Origin of the sequence: Streptococcus sp. HMSC074B11, assembly GCF_001808705.1 — a bacterium.
GTDB lineage: Bacteria > Bacillota > Bacilli > Lactobacillales > Streptococcaceae > Streptococcus.
Genome location: NZ_KV794302.1, coordinates 64,258 through 86,812 on the forward strand (window position 1 = coordinate 64,258; position 22,555 = coordinate 86,812).

Sequence of the window (22,555 nt, forward strand, 5' to 3'; positions counted from 1 at the left end):
ATTGATCTCCTTTATAGTCTTATAGTTCGACAACTTCATTGACTTTTGCAGTCAAACTAAGCTGATTACGATACTCTCCGTACACAACTGCCTTCTCAATGCCTACAATTTCTACTGCTGTGAGCATTGGTTGAAACGAGTCATAATCCTTCAACGATGCAAATGGAACCTTTATTGTAAGCTTCTCCCCGGTATTGTTGTGTTCGTTGGGATAATCACTTTCATCAGAAAAGATAAGCACGCCTACCTTTACCCCTTTTTCAATTTCTGAACCAGTCTCACTTCTTTCTATCCACCTTGTAGCGGAAATAAAACGTAACTCTTTGTGAGAAAGAAACAACTGAGCATTGAACGCTGTAAAATGCGACAAATTCTTAAGAGCCATAATTTAAAACCTTCTTTCTAGAATTAAAAGCAAATCGTCTACTTTTAATAAAATAAACACTGTGACGATTACAGATAACAACATTTAAAATTACACCTCCTTATCTATTAGGAGAAATTTCAACAGAATTCGGAGGAGATTATAAATTTTTTAATTCTTTTCGTAGAATCTCTATAATACGCTCATAGTGTCTTTTTACAGTTTTGTCACTTAATCTAACCTCCTTTGCAAGATGCGAGAATGATTTATTCTCAAAAACAACTCCAAACAAGATTTTTTTGTCTCTATCACTCAACAATCTCTCAATAGCATCGTTTATAATAGCAATTTCTTCTTTTTTAATTACTAGAGATAATGCATCACTATCATCTGCTATCGTATCTAATAAAGAACCTTTAGCAATTGAACTACTGTCTAAACTACACAGACCGTACGATCTATCTTTTCTACATAAATTCTCATAGGGCTGGTTTAATAAGTTATCTACCTTAGTCCAATCACCAGATAATACAGCTCTTCGAATCGCTTCTTCTCTACGTTGTTCTACTTTTGTTAAATCTACCATATGTGTTGGTACCTCCTACTCGGGTTTACCAACACTACCCAAAAGGGCTCCATAGACTCTCGTCAGTGGAAACTTACCTTATGTGATTTTAAAAAGAACATAGTAAGATGCATAAAAAATAGCAGTTATACAAAATCGTATAACTGCTATGCATTTTCTATATATAATTTCAACTATATTCTCGGTTTTTTATTCATTAAATCATTCATCTAAGCGATAAAAAATCTTTTTGTCTGATTGTTTTTCAATAGATCCAAAAATAATACGATCTTTACTACTGTCACTGTTTTCTTCACCTTTTATAGCAACACCCGCTGGAATAAAATTAATGTAGTTTGATGGAGTAACTGTTTCCCAATTAAACTCTTTCCCAAATATTCCAATTCCGCTATTATCACCATTATGTTTCACATCATGTATTATTCGTTCTGCCGATCTAGAACCTATCCAAGTCAGTACCCCTTTTTCATCAATTCGGATTCTATTCCCGATACCTTGATCTTCAGGAACTCCCCAAGTTCCAACTACAGTAGAAAAATCTCCTTTTACCAATCCATCAATATTCATGATATTTTCATTTTTAACATCAGCAAACTGTTTCATCTCCTTTTCTCTAAAAAATACTTTTGACGGGCTCTCAAAATATTCATCAAAATGATCTGTTAGCGTTAAAACATCCCTATCTATAACAGATAAACGTGGTACTCCATCTGGTAATTCGAAGATATCATAAAGAAAAGTATTTTTCGTCGCTCCAACAGTCTCTCCAGATTTTATAATCTGTATGTTGTCTCCATCAACTCCATCCACCTCTCTGCCAATATCTCCATTAGCGTAAATTGGTATTACCCATTGTTCAGTCTTTTTCCCAAAATCACCAAGTATAATATCATCTCGTACGGTAGAAAATTCAATAACTCCACGTCTTGTACTTCCATGAAAAAACGATTCACCTCTACCGTCTGAATATACTTTAAATGAATGTCCATCAGGATTTCTCCAATTACCAGCAATTGAAGAGAGATTTCTATTCTTGATTTCATCAATATTAAGATTTGATTTAATTGGTGTAGGTTGTTCATTCATTTCATTTTTTCTATGAAAAACAGTATAATGAATTGGATTTGGTCTTCCATAGCCTTTTTCTTTAGGTTTTTCATTTTCCTGAAAAATTAGAGTGTCTTTTGTTATTTTTTTCGGTATATCATATTTGATAACATCCTCACTCTCTCTTGAAAAGTCAAATCCTACTTCATCTCGATTGAACTCTGATTTTCCTTGGAAAAAATATAAATTCCTATCAAATTTACTATATGTTTGCTCTTGCCCCATTTGGCCACCTGCATATACATTACGTTCTTTTCCTTCTTTTATCCCTTTTACATTCATGACCAAATACCCTTTATCAAAAGTATTATCATTTGCAACAACTAAACTTCCCTTATTTTTTATTTCTTTATTATCATTAAATACTTTAACATTTCCCTCCTTATCAATCGTCAAAATCATTTGATTTTCATTTTTACCTACTTCACTGTACCATGTACCAGATAATGTTTCAAAATTCCCTGATAAAATATCAGATTTACTTAGTTCCTTATTTGCTGATTCAATTTCTACATATGAATCTTTAGAATGGCAACCTGATATAATTACCACTGATAGTATACTTAAAAAAATTTTGACAACTTTCATATTCTATTCTCCTAAAAAATTACTAAATTCATCTTTTGACATATACTGTGGACTAGGCATTTTAGGTATCTTCTCAATATTTTCAATAATATTTGAAACAACTTCTAAGGCAATCCATTTAAAATTGGACTGTTTTTCTATTGTTTCATTTATATTTTTCCACTCTGTGGGAACCATATACGAGGGATCTTCTGGAAGTTTAGGATAGGTTCCTTTTTCAATAATTTTAGAAAAAAATCCGTATTCTCCATTCGGTAATGTTAGTAACACATAACCAACATTTCTCTGGTACAACTTCGATTTTGTCGTAAATAAAACTTTTCCACCATTATTTTTTGCAAAATGATAGTGAGCTTCTAAGTTACCCAACTGAGAATATTTTTTCTCACCATCTCCCATATTCCACTCTTGAAATTTATACACAGCTATTTCTTCTGCCATGTTATTGCTCCTATTGTATTGTTTTTTATCTATTTTAACACAAAAATGTACAGTTTGCTATCCTATATCTTTTTTTTAGACAGTTAATTGTACTTAAAAAATCATATGAAGGATAGTAGAATAGTACAAAAGAGGAAATTACGGATGGAAGCTAATCAATTACAAAAATACATAGCAGAGCGTATAAGAGAATGTAGAAAAGAACAAAATCTCAGCCAAGAACAATTATCCAATCAAGCCGGGCTAGGTGTTAAAGCAATACAAAACATCGAGAATATGAAATACGATTTTAAAATACACACACTTGAAAAGGTTCTTACAGCTTTAGGCATGACCGTTGAAGACTTCTTTAATTTCCCACTTTCAGATAATACCATCCCTATCACTACATTGACTGATAACATCTCAGATTTACCACACACAAAAAAATTAAAAATCATTTCTTTGTTTAATGAAATTGTAAAAAATATAGATTAAAAGAGGAACTCTCAATGAATTCCTCTTTTTGTATGCTACTTTAACTTTCCTTTGGTTAGTTTTATGGTTAATTTATTCCTTAATAATGTCATGAGTCCTTAAACTGTACTCCAAACACTCTAAGTATGAGTATCAAAAATCATTTATATTTCCTCGTTTTTTCTACCTTCTATTATACCAAAAAAACTAGTCTCATCCTTATAGGAAAAAATATTTTGAAATCATTCATTTTTTCTTGACGACTTTTTTTCATAGCAGTATAATAACTCTTGTTGAAATTTTCAGAAAAGGAAAGAAAATGTTTACAAAACTAAAATATACCTTTATTGGTCGTCCCCTTAAGTCCTTAACTGAAGGCGAGGGAGGACTACTTGGAAAAACGCAGGCACTCGCAATGCTATCAAGTGATGCCCTATCTTCTATCGCTTATGGACCTGAACAGGTCGTTCTCGTATTGGCTAGTCTTTCTCCGCTTGCTATCTGGTGGAGTCTCCCTATTGGCATTTTTGTCCTCTTACTATTAGCTAGCCTGACCATTTCTTATAGACAAATCATCCATGCCTACCCTCAAGGTGGAGGTGCCTATATGGTTACTCGAGAAAACCTCTCCCCTGAGTTAGGTTTGATTGCTGGGGGAAGTCTGCTTGTTGACTATATGCTAACAGTAGCCGTATCAGTGGCAGCAGGAGCTGATGCTATCACTGCTGCACTTCCTGCCCTCCATCCTTACAACCTCCACATCTCCATTTTTCTAGTATGTTTGCTCATGCTTTTAAATCTACGAGGACTAAAGGAATCCGCAAGCTCTCTGATGATCCCAGTCTATCTCTTTATCTTTAGTACGGTCTTCCTCTTATTGTTTGGTATCTTCCAACTATTTACTGGTTCTCTCATCTACCATGCAACTTCTACAATTGGTCAAACTGTCCCAAGTCTCTCAATTGTCCTAATTTTAAGAGCCTTTACCAGCGGTTCGGCCTCACTAACTGGAGTTGAAGCTATCTCAAATGCCGTTCCATTTTTCAAGACTCCTAAAGAGAAAAACGCAGCTCAAACATTGACCATCATGTCTCTGATTCTTGGATTTCTATTTGCAGGGATTACCTTCCTAAACTACTGGATGGGTATTACACCTCAACTCGGAGAAACAATCCTCTCACAAATGGCTAAAGGGATTTTAGGGGGTTCAGCTCTCGGTCAGATTGTTTATTATCTCTTCCAATTCTCAACAGCCCTAATCCTAGCCGTTGCTGCAAATACTGGTTTTTCTGCCTTTCCAATGTTGGCTTACAATATGGCTAAGAACAAGTACATGCCCCATCTCTTTATGGAAAAGGGAGACCGCCTGGGTTATTCAAACGGTATTTTGACCTTAGCTTTTGGTGCTATAATTCTTCTGCTCATTTTTAATGGAAATACAGAACGCTTGATTCCTCTTTATACTATTGGAGTTTTTGTTCCTTTTGCCCTTTCTCAAACAGGAATGATTCGTCATTGGAAAAAAGAAAAAGGCTCTCATTTCTTAAAATCTGCCTTTGCTAACATCCTCGGCGCTATCATTTGTTACGCTATCGTCCTTATTCTACTCCTCTTTAGGCTTGGAGATATCTGGCCATTCTTCCCAATTATCCTGGTCTTGACCTTCCTATTTCTGTCCATCCACAGTCATTACCAAAAGGTGGCCAAACAACTTCGGCTTTATGAAGGAATTCAAAAGAAAACCTACGACGGCAATGTCGTCCTTGTCTTAGTGGGAAATGTTACCCGAGTCAGTGTTGGAGCGATTAACTACGCTCAAAGCATTGGAGATGAAGTTTTGGCCATGCACATTTCCACCAAGGAAACCGAGGAAAAAGACCAAGAAATCTTCCAAGAATTTGCCGACTACTTCCCAAATATTACTCTTAAAAACATTAATACCAGCTATCGCGATATTATCACACCTACAGTTCGATATGTTCGAAAGATTTCTCAAGAAGCCAAGAAAAAGAACTACACGGTTACAGTTCTAGTACCCCAATTTATCCCTAACAAACCTTGGCAAAATATCCTCCACAATCAAATGAGCCTTAAATTAAAATATGCTCTCAGATGGCACGAAGATGTCGTCGTTGCTAGCTACTCTTATCATTTGAAAGAATAAAGAAAAGCTCAAAATCAGAGAAATTATCTTCTGATCTTGAGCTTTTTCTATATGTGATTTTTTCAAGACGTCTTCTAAAATGTCTATTCTCAATCAATAACTTTAGAAAATTCTATCTTTTAGATAAAAGAAAAATCAGTAGACTCGAGTTCCTACTGACTTCTTTGTTGAATTCGTTTGGATTATGCAGCCAAAACTTTGCGTCCTTTACGACGACGAGCTGCCAATACGCGACGACCGTTTTTAGTTGACATACGGTTACGGAATCCGTGTTTACGCGCACGACGTAGTTTACTTGGTTGATAAGTACGTTTCACGATGAATACCTCCTCATAGATTTTGTATTCGTTTAGCCGGCTATAAAGTGATCAGTTACTAAACATACTTTACTATTCTATCTGATTCTTTTGCATTTGTCAATAGCTCTGACAAATGTTTCCAGCTTTTTTGCTATGAAAGCCTTATCTACGATACTGCTTCAAGAAGCGAGTCATCTTTTCTTGGATTTGGGCTAACTCATCGACACGTGGTAGATAAACGATACGGAAGTGATCGGGTTCTCTCCAGTTAAATCCTCGTCCATGAACCAAAAGCACCTTTTCTTGCTTCAAGAAATCAAGGACAAACTGCTCATCATCATCGATACGGTACATATTGCGGTCAATTTTAGGGAAGATATAAAGACCCGCTTTAGGTTTAACCGCAGACAAACCTGGAATATCTTGAATGGCATTATAAATAAAGTTTCTTTGTTCATAGATACGACCACCCGGCAAGAGTAATTCATCCACCGACTGGTGACCACCTAGTGAAGTTTGAACAACCTGTTGAGCCAAGACGTTGGAACAAAGGCGCATGTTTGAAAGCATGTTGAGACCTTCAATATAGCCCTTTACATGATGTTTAGGCCCAGACAAGACCATCCAACCTACACGGAAACCAGCGATGCGGTGAGATTTAGACAAACCATTCATGCTAACACAGAAAAGGTCTGGAGCCAAACTAGCTACTGGTGTGTGGACATTGCCATCCATAACCATACGGTCGTAGATTTCATCTGCAAAGATAATCAAGTCATTTTGACGAGCAATCTCAATGATATCTAGTAAGAGTTCTTTAGGATAGAGGGCTCCTGTTGGATTATTTGGATTGATTAAAACGATAGCCTTAGTATTTGAACTAATCTTAGACTTAATGTCATCTAGGTCTGGATACCATTCAGCTTCTTCATCACAGACGTAGTGAACGGCATTTCCCCCAGCCAAGCTAACTGCAGCTGTCCAGAGAGGATAGTCAGGCATAGGAACCAAGACTTCATCGCCATTGTCCAAGAGACCTTGCATGGACATGACAATCAACTCACTCACACCATTTCCAAGGTAGATATCATCGATGCCTACATTAGGGAATTTTTTCAATTGGCAATATTGCATAATTGCTTTACGGGCTGAAAAGATACCTTTTGAGTCCGAATAGCCTTCACTATCACGCGCATTCATAATCAAATCATGGATGACCTCATCTGGTGCTGTAAAGCCAAACTCAGCTGGGTTTCCTGTATTCAAGCGAAGGATTTTTTCTCCATTTGCTCGCATACGCATGGCTTCCTCAAGAACTGGTCCACGGATGTCATAAGCCACATGCTCTAATTTGATTGATTTGTTAAATTCTTTCATTTGAGTTCCTCAATTCATCAGGATAGTTAATATTATACCACTTGATAGAAAAATCGTAAATCGCCCAGTACTATTCCACAAAAAAACCTTGGTAAACAGAGCAAGGTCGATTCCTTTCTATTTTTGGGAGAAGAAAGAGAAAAATATGCACCTCTAGTAAGATATACATCTAAATCTAAAGTCTCGCATATAAACTTCGAATCGAAAACGAAGGCATCGTTATGGATGATAGTTGCATGAACTCATGAATTTCTTCCTGTGTCCAGCAAAACGCAAAGAAAAAATAAGTCGACTCAACAAACAACATAGACGATGTCTGGGCTAATTCGAGTCTGTTTGTAAAGAATTTTACCATATCACTGACTTCTTTCCCTGCCCTGTCACTTAGTATTATACACTAAAACTTTTGCATTTTCAAATAAGTACATATAAAAAGAACTCTTTTTAAAGCGTCACCTAAACATTTAATTGAATATGATTCTACTTTGACAATAAAAAAGAGAGAACCTTGTGATTCTCTCTGAACTAAGTCCTACAATTACTATAGCCAAAAGTAGTCGGAACTTAGCTTATTTCGCAATTTCTGCCAACATTTTTTCGATGTGTTGGATGGATTTTTCACGTCCAAGCAAGTAGATGGTATCTGGCAATTCAGGACCATGCATTTCACCTGAAACGGCAATACGGATTGGCATAAAGAGATTCTTCCCTTTGATCCCAGTTTCTTTTTGAACCGCTTTGATTTGTGGGAAGATATTTTCTGCCACAAACTCATCGTCTGACATGGATTCCAATTTCGCTTTGAAGGCTTCCAATACTGTTGGTACTGTTTCACCAGCCATCACTTCTCGCTCAGCTTCTGTCAATTCTGGGAAGTCTGAGAAGAAGAGATCCGTCAATGGAACGATTTCGTCCACTGACTTCATTTGTGGTTTGTAGAGTTCCACCAATTTCTCAGCCTTATCAGTCAATCGTCCTGCTTCTTCAAGGAATGGTTTGGCCATTTCAAAGATAGTCTCAAGATCCGCATTCTTAATGTACTCATTGCTCATCCAGTCCATTTTCTTCTGGTCGAAGGCTGCTGGAGACTTGCTGAGACGGTTTTCATCAAAGAGGTTAATGAGTTCTTGACGAGAGAAGATTTCGTCTTCCCCACCAGGGTTCCAACCTAGAAGAGCGATGAAATTAAAGACTGCTTCTGGAAGGTACCCTTTCTTACGGTAATCTTCGATAAATTGAAGGGTGTTCGTATCCCGTTTAGATAACTTCTTACCAGTTTCAGAATTGATGATAAGTGTCATGTGCCCAAACTCAGGTGCTTCCCAACCAAGCGCTTCATAGACCATGAGCTGTTTTGGTGTATTGGCAATGTGGTCATCTCCACGAATAACATGAGAAATTTGCATATCGTGGTCATCAATGACAACGGCAAAGTTGTAAGTTGGGTAGCCGTCTTTCTTTTGGATAACCCAGTCACCACCGATATTACCGCCTTCAAACTCGATATCACCTTTGACCATATCATGCCATTTATAGATACCAGACTCATTCACTGCTAAACGAACAGTCGGGATGATGCCCGCTGCTTCACGTTCTGCAACGTAAGCTGCTTTTTCTTCTTGGCTCATGCCAAGGTATTCGTTAATGTAACGAGGTGTTTCACCGGCTGCTTCTTGACGTTCACGTTCTGCTGCCAATTCTTCTTCTGTAACGTAAGATTTGTAGGCTTTTCCTTCAGCTAAGAGTTGGTCGATATATTTTTGATAGAGTTCCAAACGCTCAGACTGGCGGTAGTTTTCATGAGTCTCTGGACTTTCATCCCAGTCCATGCCTAACCAACGAAGGTTTTCAAGCTGTGAACGCTCTCCGTCTTCGACGTGGCGCTTACGGTCAGTATCTTCGATACGGATGATAAAAGTTCCACCATGATGACGTGCATACAAGTAGTTAAACAATGCTGTACGGGCATTTCCGATGTGTAGTAGTCCTGTTGGACTTGGTGCGTAACGTACGCGGATATCTTTTGACATAGCTTCTCCTATAAAGTCTCTAGGCGTCTGCCTTTTTGCTCTCTATATTATATCACAAGTCTTGCCAGAGTCCAATTTCTCTTTTCGAGAAAAAGCAAAAAGAGTGGTAAAACCACTCTTTTCAGCTCTATTATAGACGAGCGTTAAGTTCTTTGCTCAATTCTTCAAATCCTGGTTTACCAAGAAGGGCAAACATGTTGCGTTTGTATGCTTCAACACCTGGTTGGTCAAATGGGTTGATGGCATTCAAGTAACCTGAAAGGGCGATAGCCAATTCGAAGAAGTAGATTGTGTAACCAAGAGTGAAGGCGTCTTGCTCAGGAAGAGTCACGTACATGTTTGGCACGTCACCGTCAGTGTGGGCAAGAAGAACACCGTCAGTTGCTTTTTTGTTTACAAAGTCAACGTCTTTTCCTTGAAGGTAGCCAAGTCCGTCAAGGTCTTCTTCCAAAGTAGGGATGATCACGTTCTTACGAGGTTTGTCAACGCGGACAACTGTTTCAAACATGATACGAGTTCCTTCTTGGATAAATTGACCCAATGAGTGTAGGTCTGTTGAGAAATTAGCTGAAGTTGGGTAAATCCCTTTTTGGTCTTTTCCTTCTGTTCAGGCACCCCTTGTGGATGCATCTGCTGGAAATTCCCTTGCACTGACTGGCTAGTTTGATTGACTTGCCAATCAACCACTGCGTCATCTATTTTTTCTAATTTAGACCCAGAAGCCTGGACTTTTGGTCCAGGCTCTGAATCAATTTTTTAGACTTTTATTTTTCTAAATTGCTTGATTTGAAATTTTATTATGGTTAAGCAGTTTCAAAAATCTGAATGGTAGAATCTTTATCAATTACTACCGCTTGATCTGCTACAACATGGAGTGTACCAGGAAGGCTCCCCTCTTTTGAACCATCAAAAGAAATCGTGATATGTCCCAGTCCAGTTAAATTTTTTTCTACTACATTTCCTACGGAACTAATCGAATATTCCTGATTATCTACCACCAGCTTGCCACCTTCTAGTATTGAACCTAGCAGATTTTTGTTATCAATCTTAAAACAATACTCTGATAAATCTTCTGGTGCTTCTTCTCCAAATAAAATGAGCATATTGGCATCTTGAATCATATTCTGAGCTTCAGACCCTACTTGAATTACTTTAGTTTCAAAAATTTTCTTCATCTGATTTCTATTCATACTTTCTCTAATTTGTCATAAACTTAGGCTTATAGATAAGTTTAACATAATAGTTCTCTGTTTTCAGGCATCTATCAAAGGTCTACTGATAAAGACCAATACTAGCTATCCAAGCAACTAGCACCCGCGGAACACCATTGAGAAAGCGTGAATAAAGTACCGAAGGGACACCAACCTCAACTGTTTCAGCCTTGGCTTCAGATAGGCCGAGTGCTACAGGAATGAAATCACAACCGTTTTGAGTGTTGATAGCAAATAAAGCTGGCAGAGCCATTTGGGGCGGAATAGTCCCTTTTCCGATTTCGACTCCAATTAAAGTTCCAATAATCTGACTAATAACAGCTCCGGGACCTAACAAAGGAGATAGGAATGGTAAGGAACAGATAAAGCCAATTAAAACGAGTCCCCAGATGTTCCCCGCTAGGGGAACCATTAATTTTGCCAGCCAATTTCCAACACCAGATCCTTGAATAACCCCAATCAGCAAGGAAACAAAGGCCATGAAAGGAATTATTGTATTGAGCATTGTTTGGATGGCTTCACGAGCAGCCTGGTTGAAAGTTGCAACGACCTTACCAGCCCCCATCCCAATTCGTGCTACAATACTTGTTTCAGCTTTTTGCTCTGTAATTTTTTTACTAGTATCGTAAGTTGGCTTTTCAGTTACCACAGTTGTCGCTTTTTCGTCTTCATTAGCAGCAGAAATTTGATTAAGGCCAACTGCTGACACATAGATTTCCTCGGTTATATATTGAGCTAGAGGCCCACTTTTCCCTGTAGCGACAATATTTATTGTAGGGATTCCCTTTTTAGGATAAATACCACAGCGAAGAGTACCGCCACAATCCACGATTGCTAAAGCAATTTCCTCATCTGGGATAGAAGTTTTAAACCCATTAACAGCTTCCATACCGGTCAAATCAGCAATTTTATCTACAATATCTGGCTTTTCTCCGCCACCAGTAATATAGATGAATTTATGCTTAGCTTCACTAGGTGTAATGACCAAAGGTCCTCCGAAACCGCCATTTCCTTTAACAACTTTTATACTCTTATATGACATAATTTCACTCTTTCTATAAATCAAATGTTTTACTCAAGGTAACACCTTGCTGTTTTGCTACATAAGCAGTTGTAAAATCGGTTACCCAACCACCTACAAAGTTCATGACAAGCCCAACAAGCATGTAACGAATGGCTAAGTCCATTTGACTTAAACCTAAAGTTTGAATTCCTGTCGCAATTCCCATCCATACAAATAATTCCCCAGGATTGATATGTGGAAATACACCATTTGAAGTATGGCAAAACTGCATCTGAGCTGCTACAAAACTAGGTTTATAATATTCTGGTAAGAAACGTCCCATACTGATTGCCATCGGATTTCCCAGCATAAAAGCTGAAATGAAAGGTAAAATCATATACCGGCTAACAGGATTTTTGGCAGAAATCTTAGCCAAGGAATTGACCTTCTCTTCTCCCAAGAAAGCGATAAGGGTATTCATTGCAATCAATAGCATCAAGACAAGAGGTACAATATTTGTCATCCAGCTAATAAAGGTTTCTCCACCTAATTGGAAGAGTTTCATAAAACTCTCTGCAAATTCTGTAATGTAATTCATAAGGAACTCCTTTTCTTATTTTTTTTAAATAACTGTTTAATAGATAATTGTAAGTAATCCGCATAAAAGCCGAATCCCAGAAAAGAATCAGAAGAACTTGTCTCTTTCTCAATACCTGCCTCATGCCAAAGATAGACTTTTCTAGCATCTTCTATAGCTGATTGCATCAACTTATTTTCTTTTCTCACAAGAGGATTATACTTGTCAAAATAATGGATGTCTTCTCCAACATAATCGTCCATATTTTGAAAACGCGCTAAGATTGTGACTCCTTGCATTTTGCTAGCTTTAAGAACCCGACCGTTTTCATCAACCGCGAACATGACAATCGTACCGGATTTGATTCTTCCGGATTTTCTGCCAATCGCTACGCGCCCCAGTTTCCGGAGCATCGTATAGGTCTTATTGAAGTCTTTGAGTTGCTGCCAGCCGAGGAACATTTGAAATATATAAGCTGCCATGACAAATACAGCGAAAATTATTAGCGAATTCATTAAAATACTCCTTTGCTCTTAGAAAATGATAGAAATTCTGTCTCTGTTTCTACAGCCCTCAATGCTTCTTTTAGAGAAGGCTCTCCTGCAATTCGAAAAATGTCGTCATACAATTCCAGCAATTCACTTTCCATTTTTCTTTCAATTTCTGAGGGTATAGCGACTAGAAAGATAAATTCAATCCAATCATCTCCTTTTTGATAAGGCTCTTCTAGTTTTCCAAACATTAAAATAGTTTTTGCATAACCTTGGTTAATTGTATGGGGAAAAGCAATTCCTCCGCCAAAAACGGTTGATTGTTTTTTCTCCCTATCAATTATCCGATTTCTAAAACCTTCATCAATCATCTGAAGTTTCTCTAACTCTGCAACCATATTTAGCAAGTATTGATGATAGGTTTTTTGTGGACCTAATCGAACAAATCGTAAGCTGACTGTTTCTAGATTTCTTTGATGAAAAGCATTGGCTCTCTGCCATTCTTCCCGCAACCATTGATCATCAAAAAGATGATTAACTTGAATGACTGGAGATTTAGAATCTTTATATTTTAGAGGAACTGTCGTAAAAATCGCGAAATAGTCCTGATTCAAATCCACATTAAAATCCTCTTCAGAATACTGAGTAATGTCTACATCATTTCCAAGGATTCGTCTGAGTTGCTGAATAATCATCGCAGCAGTTCCTCTTCCTGTTGTGCAAACTACAGCTATCTGCTTGCGAGAACTATTTACAATAGAGTTTTGCTTTCTTAAAATCATTTCAAAATACAAAGCCAAATATCCGATTTCAGATAATTCCAATTCAGAACCAAAAATTGCAGATAGTTCTTCTCCAGCAATTTTCGCCATTTCAAAAGCAAAAGGATATTGAGTTTGAACCTCGCCATGAAATATATCATTAGCTTGCACATGGAAAATCAGTCGATTGATTAAGGGGCCTAGATGAGACTTGATTTCTTCAAATAATTCTTCATCATCAAAGTTAACCAACATTGTTTCTTTGACTTTCTTGACAATCCCTTGAAAAATGTTTGCAAGCTGTTCAGATTGATAAGACGGCTTGCTTAAAGTGTCAATAAAACGGACATTAAAAGGAAAACACAAAAAGTCTATTTCAAACTGACTGAGGGAAATCTTATAAGTCATCACAATATGATAGATTAATTTCTCAACCAAAGGGGTCTCTGTTAAATCATTCCTATAGTAAGGAATAGGACAACTCAACACCCTAGATGCATGAATACGCTCCACCATAATTGAAATGGTCTTTCGAAGGAGTTCCTTTGTTTCTTTCGGGATTTTATACTCCTGGAGTAGCGTCTCCAGAAAAGAAGATGTTGCCTCGGTGAGTGTCCTTCCTTCAAAGTAAGGGGCCACTTGGTGAATATAGAGCAAGCGCAAATTCAGCTCGTCCCCCAAGACCTCCAGCCCACGGTTGGGCTTTCCTGAAATAGTGATAGAGTAACTATCTGCCAAAGATTTTACTTGTTTTAAATCCTTATTAAGGGTACTTCTACTAACACCTGCTTCCTCAGCCAAGTCGTCAATAAGAAGAGGGGAGTTTGACTTAATTAAACGTTTTAGTAAATAGGCAATTCTTTTACTGGAAGAATTGAAGTCACTCTCCTGTTTTAAACTACCAGATAAAATCCTTTCCAACTCTGTATAGTCATACACTTCTAACATTAACTTATCATCTTGTGAGATAATCTGGATATTAGGAGCCAAAACATCATTTAATTGTTGGATACTCTTTTGCAAGGTTTGCATACTAATATCCAGCTCTGAGCGCATATCTATCATGGAATAAGTTGGCTGTGAGACCATTTTTTCTAAAATGTTATACCATCGATTTACTAAGGTCAACTCTCTTCCTCACCTTCATTTTTTTAACCGCGAGTTTTCCCTCCAGCAATATTTGTAGTGACTCCAGTTATATAGCTAGAACGATCTGAAATATAGAATGCTACAAGATCAGCTACTTCCCGTAGTTTACCACTTCGTCCCAAAGGAGTTGTTGAAGTTGAAGCATAACCAGCTCGAATATCTTCTACCGTCTTTCCACGGGTATAAGCAAGAGCTTCCTCATAAGAAAGAGTTCGAAGTCCCGTAGCTTCCATAATTCCTGGAGCAATTCCAACCACACGTACACCATGCTTACCCAGCTCTTTCGCCCATGAACGAGTGTAACTATAGACTGCTGCTTTTGTTGCAGCATAGGCACTTTGTCCTTCAGAACCTTCCAAGCCTGCTTCTGAAGCCATGTTCACAATTACACCTTTTCCATTTTTCACTAAAATACGTCCTACTGCCTGACTAACCAAATACAAACCTTTTTGATTAATCATTGTTACTTTTTCAAACGTTTCATCGTCTAACTCGTAAGGACCTTTAGGATTTTCTGCATCAATTAATAATCTGGGAACATTAATCCCTGCATTATTGACTACCGCATCAATATTGCCAAATCTTTCAACTATTTTGGCAACACCCTCTTCTACTTCAGAGCGAGAAGTTACATCAACTTTTACAAATAATAGATTCGGGTGACGCAAATCGTTGTCGCTAAGATCAAAATTCGCTACATTGACTCCTAATTCCAGCAATTCTTCAACGATTGCCTTACCGATCCCAGATGACGCGCCAGTCACAAGAACTGTTTTGCCTTTTATGTTTAACCAATCATTCATTTTGATACCTCTCAAATTTTATTTACAAGGCAATTATACAGCGCTTTCATAAAAGAATTAAGACACTCTTTTTTACACTTTTAAAAAAAATAATAAACTAATTAAGAGGCTTGTACTAAAAATCCACAAGAAATGAACTTGTGGATCTTTTTATATTCTAAATGAACTCAAAGCATATGAGAATCAAAGGCGTGCATTCAACTCAGCACCCAGCTCTTCAAAGCCTGGTTTCCCAAGAAGAGCAAACATGTTTTTCTTATAAGCTTCAACTCCAGGCTGGTCAAATGGATTGATACCATTCAGGTAGCCAGAAAGAGCAATAGCCAACTCAAAGAAGTAAATAGTGTAGCCCAAAGTGAACTCATCTTGCTCAGGCAGTGTCACAAACATATTTGGAACTCCACCATCAGTGTGTGCTAACAGCACTCCATCTGTAGCTTTTTTATTGACAAAGTCAACATCTTTTCCTTGCAAGTAGCCAAGACCGTCCAAGTCTTCTGCCAATTCAGGAATCAGCACATTTTTGCGAGGTTTATCTACACGGATAACTGTTTCAAAGAGGATACGGGTACCTTCCTGGATAAATTGTCCCAGAGAGTGCAAGTCTGTTGAGAAGTTAGCTGAAGTTGGATAAATCCCTTTTTGGTCTTTCCCTTCTGACTCACCAGCCAGTTGCTTCCACCACTCAGAGAAGTATTGCAGAGATGGTTCATAGTTAGCTAGAACTTCTGTCAGATAACCTTTACGGTACAAGATATTGCGTACAACTGCATATTGATATGCTTCATTTTCAGCCAACTTATCAGAAGCATAAGCCTTGCGAGCAGCATTTGCTCCTTCCATTAACTTGCTGATATCAGCTCCTGCAGCTGCGATTGGCAAGAGCCCCACTGCTGTCAATACTGTAAAACGACCACCTACACTATCAGGCACTACAAAAGTATCCCAGCCATTAGCATCTGCTTCAACTTTAACTGCACCTTTAGCGCGGTCTGTAGTTGCGTAGATACGTTGGTTAGCTTCTTCTTGACCGTACTTCTTAACCAAGAGTTCTTTGAAGACACGGAAAGCAATAGCCGGTTCAGTTGTTGTACCTGATTTAGAAATCACGTTTACTGAGAAATCTTTGTCTGATACATAGTCTACCAAATCAGCCAAATAGCTTGAAGAGATAGAGTTTCCAGCATAGAGGATCTGAGGTGCCTTGCGTTCTTCCTTTCTTTGCAAGTTTACAAATGAATTATTCAAGAAATCAATAGCTGCACGAGCTCCTAAATAGGAACCACCAATACCGATTACGATCAATACCTCACTATCAGATTGGATTTTAGCAGCAGCCTTTTGAATACGAGCAAATTCATCTTTGTCATATTCTTCAGGTAAGTTCAACCAGCCAGTCATTTCTGCCCCAGGACCTGTACCATTTCTCAGAGCAGAATCTGCTGCAGTCACTTGAGGCTGCATATAATCTAGTTCATGTGGTGCAACAAATTTATCTAATACTTTTGAATAATCAAATTTAATATGTGACATAATATTCCTCCAAAATTTCTTCTCTTCTATCATAACCCTTACCTTAGATTTTTTCAAGTTTTTATACTGAATTTTTCCAAATTTTATCATAATTTAAACATTTGCGTAAAAAATGTTACAATATTAAAATTTGAACGAAATAAGACAAAAAAACGACTAGGTTTCCAGTCGTTACAATTCATTCAATAAATACTCAAATAATTCTAAGTTGCCATCCTCTTTATTGACCAAAAATTCTGGATGCCACTGCAAACCAATAATACGGTGTTCATCGATAGATTCGATTGCTTCAATCGTTTGGTCACGTGGATCTACTGCAGTTACGCGGAAATTAGGTGCCAAGTCTTTAATACTTTGACGATGAACTGAGTTTACTTGACTTTCTTTACTAAACAACTTGGACACAACACTTCCTTCCACTGTTTCAATAGAATGTGAAGTTCCAAAAGGTAGACCTTGCCAATGACCTTCAATCTCCTGATTGAGTGTACCACCAAAGGCAACGTTTACCAACTGAACGCCACGGCAAATGGCTAAGATTGGCTTGTTCTGACGCAAGGCTTCTTGTAGAAGAGCTAGCTCAAACTCGTCGCGAGCTAGATTATAGTCATCGCTATCAATTGTTTTTTCCTCACCATAAAACTGAGGATGAACATTTTGTCCTCCAGTCAAGATGAGCTTATCAATCATTTCTACATAGTCATGGACAAGTGTCTCATCACCAACCGGAATGACCAAAGGAAGTCCGCCAACCTGACGAATACTTTCAGCAAATTTACAGGATACAGATGAGTGGATGTTTTTTCCTTCTGCGTCTACAGGACATAGGTTTGCCGCTACTCCAACAACTGTTCTTGCCATCACTGATTTCCTTTCCTTTTCTATTGATAATCTTATCTTATCATCCTTCCCCACTCCTGTCTAATATGTATTTTTTAAGTCCGTGATAAAATTTTTTTATCAGAAAAAGTTGCCCAAAATTAGGACAACTTTTTGCTTATACTCAATGAAAATCAAAGAGCAAACTATGAAGATAGCCGCAGGTTGCTCAAAACACCGTTTTGAGGTTGTGGATAGAACTGACGAAGGCAGTAACATATATACTGCAAGGGGACGCTGACGTGGTTTGAAGAGATTTTCGAAGAGTATTATTCAAAGACAAATTGATTATGGTACAGTTCGGAGTAAAAGCCTCCAAGCTTGAGTAATTCGTGATGATTCCCTTGTTCGATAACCTCACCATCCTTAAGGACAATAATCTGATCTGCATTAAGAATGGTTTTCAAGCGGTGAGCAATCACAAAACTAGTTCTTCCTGCCACAATAGCTTCCATGGCATTTTGAATCTTGCTTTCTGTTACAGTATCAACGTTTGATGTTGCCTCATCCAAAATTAAGACCTGCGGATCTGTCATTAAGGTTCGGGCGATGGAAATCAACTGTTTTTGGCCAGTTGAGAAGACGCTCTGGTCATCATTAATCAAAGTGTCATACTTTTCTGGCAAACTTTCGATATATTCATGGATGTGTGTAGCCTTAGCAGCTGCTTCTACCATCTCCTGACTAGCATCCGGTACACCGAATCGAATATTGTCACGAATAGTTCCGCTAAACAAAACAGAATCCTGCAAGACAATTCCCACCTTGCTTCGCAAACTATCCAAATCAAATTCTCGGATATCTCTGCCATCAAAGCTGATACTTCCTGCATCCACATCATAAAAACGATTGATCAAGTTCATGATAGTTGTTTTCCCTGAACCTGTCGGACCAACTACCGCAATCATTTTCCCTTTTGGAGCTGAAATGCTGACATCTTTCAGAATCGGTTTTCCTGGCAGGTAGGAGAAGTCCACGTTACGAATCTCCACACCCTCTTTTAATTCGTTAAAGATTGGAGCATCTTGAGGACGAATTTCTTCTTCTGCATCAAACATTTCTTGGATACGGTCTGCACCTGTAAAGGCCAGTTGCAAACTTCCCCAACTCGCCGCTAATTGGATAATGGGCTGGTAATACTGTTGCGAAAACTGAGTAAACATGACAATCAAACCAAGTGCAGTTGCTGTCTCGATGTTCTTATCATTCAGTAAGACAGCTGAACCAACAAAAATAACTACTGCTGTATTGACCAAGCTCATCCCGTTCATAACAGGGAAAAGAATTCCTGAGAACATTCTTCCCTTAAAGGTTGCTTTTCGAACACGCTCATTTTGCTCAACAAAACCTGCAATCACATCTTCTTGGATACCTTGAACAATAATGGCTTTTTGTCCAGAGATACTCTCATCCATATAAGCATTGAGTTTCCCAACTTCTTTTTGTTGGAGGTTGGTGTATTTTCGCGCTAGCTTTAAGATAAAGAAGACCATGATAACAGCTATTGGAGTGCTGGCAATTGTGATTAAAGCCAAGGTGACATTTTTTACGAACATGACAATCAGCAAGCCAATAAAAAGGGCAATATTTGTCATGACAGACACTAAACTTTCGTTGAAAGCTTGGAGAATATTATCTAAATCACTGGTAAAACGTGACAGGACATCCCCATCTTGATGGCGGTCAAAGAAGGAAACAGTCAAGCGAGAAAGCTTGCCAAAAAGTCCCTTACGCATCTCATTTGTCGATTCGGCAATAATACGGCTCATCAAAACCATATAGATAAGACTCGACACCACGAGCACAATCAAAATATAAGCAAGATTCATCAAGAGTCCTAATAGACTTTGCCAAACCATATCAGTATTTCCATTTTGATAAGCTATAACTAAATTAGCCAGTTCCGTGACTGTTTGACCTGCAAATACTGGAAAGAGGGCTTGTGCAATCGTTGCAATGATAATCATAGCAATAACAACGACAAAGGATATCTTATAAACTTTAAAATAGTTCCAAAAGAATTCAAATGTCTTCATCCTACTCCTCCTTTCCTTTTTGCGTCTCGTAAATTTCACGATAAACTGGGTTTGATACAACCAAGTCAGTGTGTTTGCCTTGACCAATCAAGCGACCTTGGTCAAGCACTAAAATTTTATCAGCATGCACAACAGAGCTAATTTTTTGTGCGATGATAATCGTAGTCGTCCCCTTCAAATCCTTGTTGAGGGCTTCTTGAACCAAACGTTCCGATTTGGCATCAAGGGCAGAGGTTGAATCATCGAAAATCAAGATACGAGGATTGCTGACAATTCCACGCGCAATAGACATTCTTTGTTTTTGTCCACCAGAAAAGTTAGTCCCACGTTCCTCAACCGGACTTTCAAAAGCCAAGTCCATACGACTAATAAATTCACTGGCCTGGGCGATGCGAGCTGCGCGTTCCATTTCTGAAACTGTCGCATCTCCCTTACCTTGTCTGAGATTATCTGCGATGGTTCCACTAAAGAGAATGGCTCTTTGTAGGACGATAGAAACTGTCTTACGAAGCGTCCCTTCACTAACTGTCCGAATGTCCTTTCCACCAATCTTGATCGAACCTTGCTGAGGATCAAATAATCGTGGAATCAACTGAGCCAAGGTTGATTTCCCTGCACCAGTTGCTCCGACAACCCCAACCATTTCACCAGCTGCGATATCGAAGGATACATCTTTTAGGATAGGCTCTTCATCATTTGGATAGGTAAATGTGACCTTTTCAAAACTGAGACTTCCTTCCAATTCTTCATCTTCCACATCATTGAAAGTCATAGCCGGTTCTGTATCAAGGATTTCACGAATACGACGAAGGGAAATCATGGCACGAGTGACTGAATTTCCCAAAAATCCAACCATGACGATGGTAAAGATAATCTGACTCAGGTAGTTTACAAAGGAAGCAATGGAACCAACTACTGACGGATCTGACTCTGCCATACCTGCTACAAGCCAGATTGAAAGAAAGACAGCCCCGTATGAAATCATCATCATTACAGGTTGAACGATAGAAAAGGCGTAACCGATATAAAGGTTTTCACCCAGTAATTCATCGGATACCTGCGTAAACTTAGCAAACTGGTCTTTTTCTCGAACAAAAGACTTAACCACGCGCACACCACGTAAATTTTCTTTGGCAATGGCATTGATACGCTCCAATAAGGTCTGGAATTTTGCAAATCGCGGTCCCATCATCCCCATCATAAGACCTGTCATGGCGACGATTAAAACGACCATAAGAACTAGCACCCACCACAGCGAAGGCAGAGTGACAACGGCTAATATAAAGGAACCAATAAATAAAATCGGTAGTCGAAAGAGGATTTGGAAGGTCATCATGACTACGTTCTGAATCTGATTGATATCGTTGGTCATACGAACAACAAGGTTCCCTGCATTAAACTTCTCAATATTAGCGTATGAGAAAGTTTGAATCTTACGAAAGGCATCCTCCCGTAAATCAGACGAAACTCCTTGAGCAATGTAGGCGGCTAACACAACGTTGATGCCACCTGCAATCAAACCAATCAAGGCAACAAGGATTAACCAAAAACCGATAGTATAAATAGCTTCATTATCACCCGTTAGCAGTGCCTCTAAAACCTCCTGCAAATAACGTGGTTGCAAGAGTGAACTCGTTACCATTAGACCTGTCATAACCAAGGAAGCCAGGGCCTGCCATTTATAGGCTTTTATTTTCTGAAACAGCATATTTCCCCCTTATAAGATAGACAAAAGGGGACGACAGTTCTGTCAGTCCCTTCTTATGCTTTCATGTTGATACTATTCTAACAAAAAAGAATGCTATTGTCAAAGCACTCAGCTCTCAGAAGCTTGTGCAAGCACGACATTAGCATTCTATCAATCCTTTAAAAATCTTCTAATTGAGAACAGAATTTTTATTTCTCTGAACTAGCTTGCTCCTCTAGTTTAGCTTGTCCAATTTCACGGTAGCTACGGTCCCCAACAATCTTGACTGAGAACTGACCATCTTCGTACTCAAGAATCGTCACACTTCCATTATCAAGGCCATGCGGATGCATGCCATTAATTAAATAAACAATGGTTCCAATAGTCATTCCATGGCTGACTACGAGAGCATTTCCTCCCCCATTAGCTTCCATTTCCTTAGCAATGGCTTCAAAACCTTCCCAGATGCGACCACTTAGTTTTTCCCAGCCTTCAGCCCAGCCTGCTGTATCCACTTCTACCAATCCTTCAGCCAGCTCAGCATAGGACAAACGATGCACATGATCGACATTAAAGATACGTGGGATGATGCCCATAAAAAGGTCTCCATCATATGCACCATCAAAACTACCAAAGCACCATTCACGGATTCGCTTATCCATACGATAAGGAATTTGTCCTGTCAAACCTAATTCCTCAAGGATAATTCCCATTGTCTGAATGGTCCGTCCAGAGTCACTTGAATAAGCACGCTCGAAGCTTAAGCCTGATTCACGCAAGCCAATTCCCAATTCATGAATACCTCGCTCTCCCTCAGCTGTTAGGGGAGTATCACTCCAACCTTGAGCACGCCCAATCGTATTAAACATTGTTTTCCCATGACGCACTAGATACAATTTTACACTTGCCATTTTCCGTCCTCCATATGTATCTATTATAGCATGATTTCAAGCAAAAACCTCGTCCTAACCCACTGAGTCCAACATCACCACTTAAACTAGATTTTACAAATC

Annotated in this window: 20 protein-coding genes and 1 pseudogene; 2 read left to right on the forward strand and 19 right to left on the reverse strand. The window is 38.5% G+C overall.

Annotated elements, in window-relative coordinates; all coding sequences use genetic code 11:
* Window positions 1-19: 19 nt before the first annotated feature.
* From HMPREF2619_RS09055 to HMPREF2619_RS09070, 4 genes are all read right to left on the reverse strand, one after another.
* Entirely contained in the window at window positions 20-385 is a 366-nt protein-coding gene (locus tag HMPREF2619_RS09055; RefSeq protein WP_070460831.1) for a hypothetical protein, read from the reverse strand.
* Window positions 386-524: 139 nt separating this feature from the next.
* A complete protein-coding gene (locus HMPREF2619_RS09060; RefSeq protein ID WP_070460835.1) occupies window positions 525-950 on the reverse strand; it encodes a sigma-70 RNA polymerase sigma factor region 4 domain-containing protein in 426 nt (141 codons plus the stop codon).
* 201 nt (window positions 951-1,151) lie between these two features.
* Window positions 1,152-2,645 (reverse strand): hypothetical protein, encoded by a 1,494-nt coding sequence (locus HMPREF2619_RS09065; protein ID WP_070460837.1) that lies wholly within the window; start codon window positions 2,643-2,645, stop codon window positions 1,152-1,154.
* A gap of 3 nt (window positions 2,646-2,648) precedes the next feature.
* A complete protein-coding gene (locus tag HMPREF2619_RS09070; RefSeq protein WP_070460840.1) occupies window positions 2,649-3,086 on the reverse strand; it encodes a hypothetical protein in 438 nt (145 codons plus the stop codon).
* Window positions 3,087-3,230: 144 nt separating this feature from the next.
* On the opposite strand from HMPREF2619_RS09070, the gene HMPREF2619_RS09075 reads away from it, so the two are divergent.
* Both HMPREF2619_RS09075 and HMPREF2619_RS09080 read left to right on the forward strand, forming a co-directional pair.
* Window positions 3,231-3,563 (forward strand): helix-turn-helix domain-containing protein, encoded by a 333-nt coding sequence (locus tag HMPREF2619_RS09075; RefSeq protein WP_070460842.1) that lies wholly within the window; start codon window positions 3,231-3,233, stop codon window positions 3,561-3,563.
* Between the two features lie 298 nt (window positions 3,564-3,861).
* A complete protein-coding gene (locus HMPREF2619_RS09080) occupies window positions 3,862-5,706 on the forward strand; it encodes an APC family permease (protein WP_070460844.1) in 1,845 nt (614 codons plus the stop codon).
* Between the two features lie 182 nt (window positions 5,707-5,888).
* Here HMPREF2619_RS09080 and rpmH read toward each other — a convergent pair whose 3' ends face one another.
* The 15 genes and pseudogenes from rpmH to HMPREF2619_RS09155 form a co-directional block, all read right to left on the reverse strand.
* Complete coding sequence (gene rpmH, locus HMPREF2619_RS09085) at window positions 5,889-6,023, reverse strand: 50S ribosomal protein L34 (RefSeq protein ID WP_000831905.1); 135 nt, start codon at window positions 6,021-6,023, stop codon at window positions 5,889-5,891.
* A 144-nt stretch (window positions 6,024-6,167) separates the two neighbouring features.
* Window positions 6,168-7,382 carry a pyridoxal phosphate-dependent aminotransferase gene (locus tag HMPREF2619_RS09090; RefSeq protein ID WP_049529726.1) on the reverse strand — a complete coding sequence of 405 codons (1,215 nt, stop codon included), beginning with the start codon at window positions 7,380-7,382 and terminating at the stop codon, window positions 6,168-6,170.
* Between the two features lie 569 nt (window positions 7,383-7,951).
* Window positions 7,952-9,412 carry a glutamate--tRNA ligase gene (gene gltX, locus HMPREF2619_RS09095; protein ID WP_070460847.1) on the reverse strand — a complete coding sequence of 487 codons (1,461 nt, stop codon included), beginning with the start codon at window positions 9,410-9,412 and terminating at the stop codon, window positions 7,952-7,954.
* 130 nt (window positions 9,413-9,542) lie between these two features.
* Window positions 9,543-10,019 (reverse strand): annotated as a pseudogene (gene pgi / locus HMPREF2619_RS09100) (glucose-6-phosphate isomerase); the annotation flags it as partial.
* Window positions 10,020-10,215: 196 nt separating this feature from the next.
* The gene (locus tag HMPREF2619_RS09105; protein WP_033585537.1) at window positions 10,216-10,587 is read right to left on the reverse strand and encodes a PTS glucitol/sorbitol transporter subunit IIA; all 372 of its coding nucleotides are present in this window, start codon (window positions 10,585-10,587) and stop codon (window positions 10,216-10,218) included.
* A 97-nt stretch (window positions 10,588-10,684) separates the two neighbouring features.
* Entirely contained in the window at window positions 10,685-11,665 is a 981-nt protein-coding gene (locus HMPREF2619_RS09110) for a PTS glucitol/sorbitol transporter subunit IIB (protein WP_000120696.1), read from the reverse strand.
* A gap of 13 nt (window positions 11,666-11,678) precedes the next feature.
* Window positions 11,679-12,224 (reverse strand): PTS glucitol/sorbitol transporter subunit IIC, encoded by a 546-nt coding sequence (locus HMPREF2619_RS09115; protein ID WP_001106813.1) that lies wholly within the window; start codon window positions 12,222-12,224, stop codon window positions 11,679-11,681.
* The gene (locus tag HMPREF2619_RS09120) at window positions 12,221-12,718 is read right to left on the reverse strand and encodes a transcriptional regulator GutM (RefSeq protein WP_049548210.1); all 498 of its coding nucleotides are present in this window, start codon (window positions 12,716-12,718) and stop codon (window positions 12,221-12,223) included. The genes HMPREF2619_RS09115 and HMPREF2619_RS09120 overlap by 4 nt, the downstream gene beginning before the upstream one ends.
* The gene (locus HMPREF2619_RS09125; protein ID WP_083279645.1) at window positions 12,718-14,544 is read right to left on the reverse strand and encodes a BglG family transcription antiterminator; all 1,827 of its coding nucleotides are present in this window, start codon (window positions 14,542-14,544) and stop codon (window positions 12,718-12,720) included. The genes HMPREF2619_RS09120 and HMPREF2619_RS09125 overlap by 1 nt, the downstream gene beginning before the upstream one ends.
* Before the next feature lie 62 nt (window positions 14,545-14,606).
* A complete protein-coding gene (locus HMPREF2619_RS09130; RefSeq protein ID WP_038804195.1) occupies window positions 14,607-15,407 on the reverse strand; it encodes an SDR family oxidoreductase in 801 nt (266 codons plus the stop codon).
* A 183-nt stretch (window positions 15,408-15,590) separates the two neighbouring features.
* Entirely contained in the window at window positions 15,591-16,940 is a 1,350-nt protein-coding gene (locus HMPREF2619_RS09135) for a glucose-6-phosphate isomerase (RefSeq protein WP_000018239.1), read from the reverse strand.
* A 171-nt stretch (window positions 16,941-17,111) separates the two neighbouring features.
* On the reverse strand, window positions 17,112-17,801 hold the full coding sequence (locus HMPREF2619_RS09140) for a gamma-glutamyl-gamma-aminobutyrate hydrolase family protein (protein ID WP_070460852.1): 690 nt from the start codon (window positions 17,799-17,801) through the stop codon (window positions 17,112-17,114).
* 287 nt (window positions 17,802-18,088) lie between these two features.
* Window positions 18,089-19,855 (reverse strand): ABC transporter ATP-binding protein, encoded by a 1,767-nt coding sequence (locus HMPREF2619_RS09145; protein ID WP_070460854.1) that lies wholly within the window; start codon window positions 19,853-19,855, stop codon window positions 18,089-18,091.
* 1 nt (window position 19,856) lies between these two features.
* The gene (locus HMPREF2619_RS09150; protein WP_070460855.1) at window positions 19,857-21,563 is read right to left on the reverse strand and encodes an ABC transporter ATP-binding protein; all 1,707 of its coding nucleotides are present in this window, start codon (window positions 21,561-21,563) and stop codon (window positions 19,857-19,859) included.
* Window positions 21,564-21,751: 188 nt separating this feature from the next.
* Window positions 21,752-22,453, reverse strand: a complete 702-nt coding sequence (locus HMPREF2619_RS09155; protein WP_000179052.1) for a histidine phosphatase family protein — start codon at window positions 22,451-22,453, stop codon at window positions 21,752-21,754.
* Window positions 22,454-22,555: the final 102 nt, after the last annotated feature.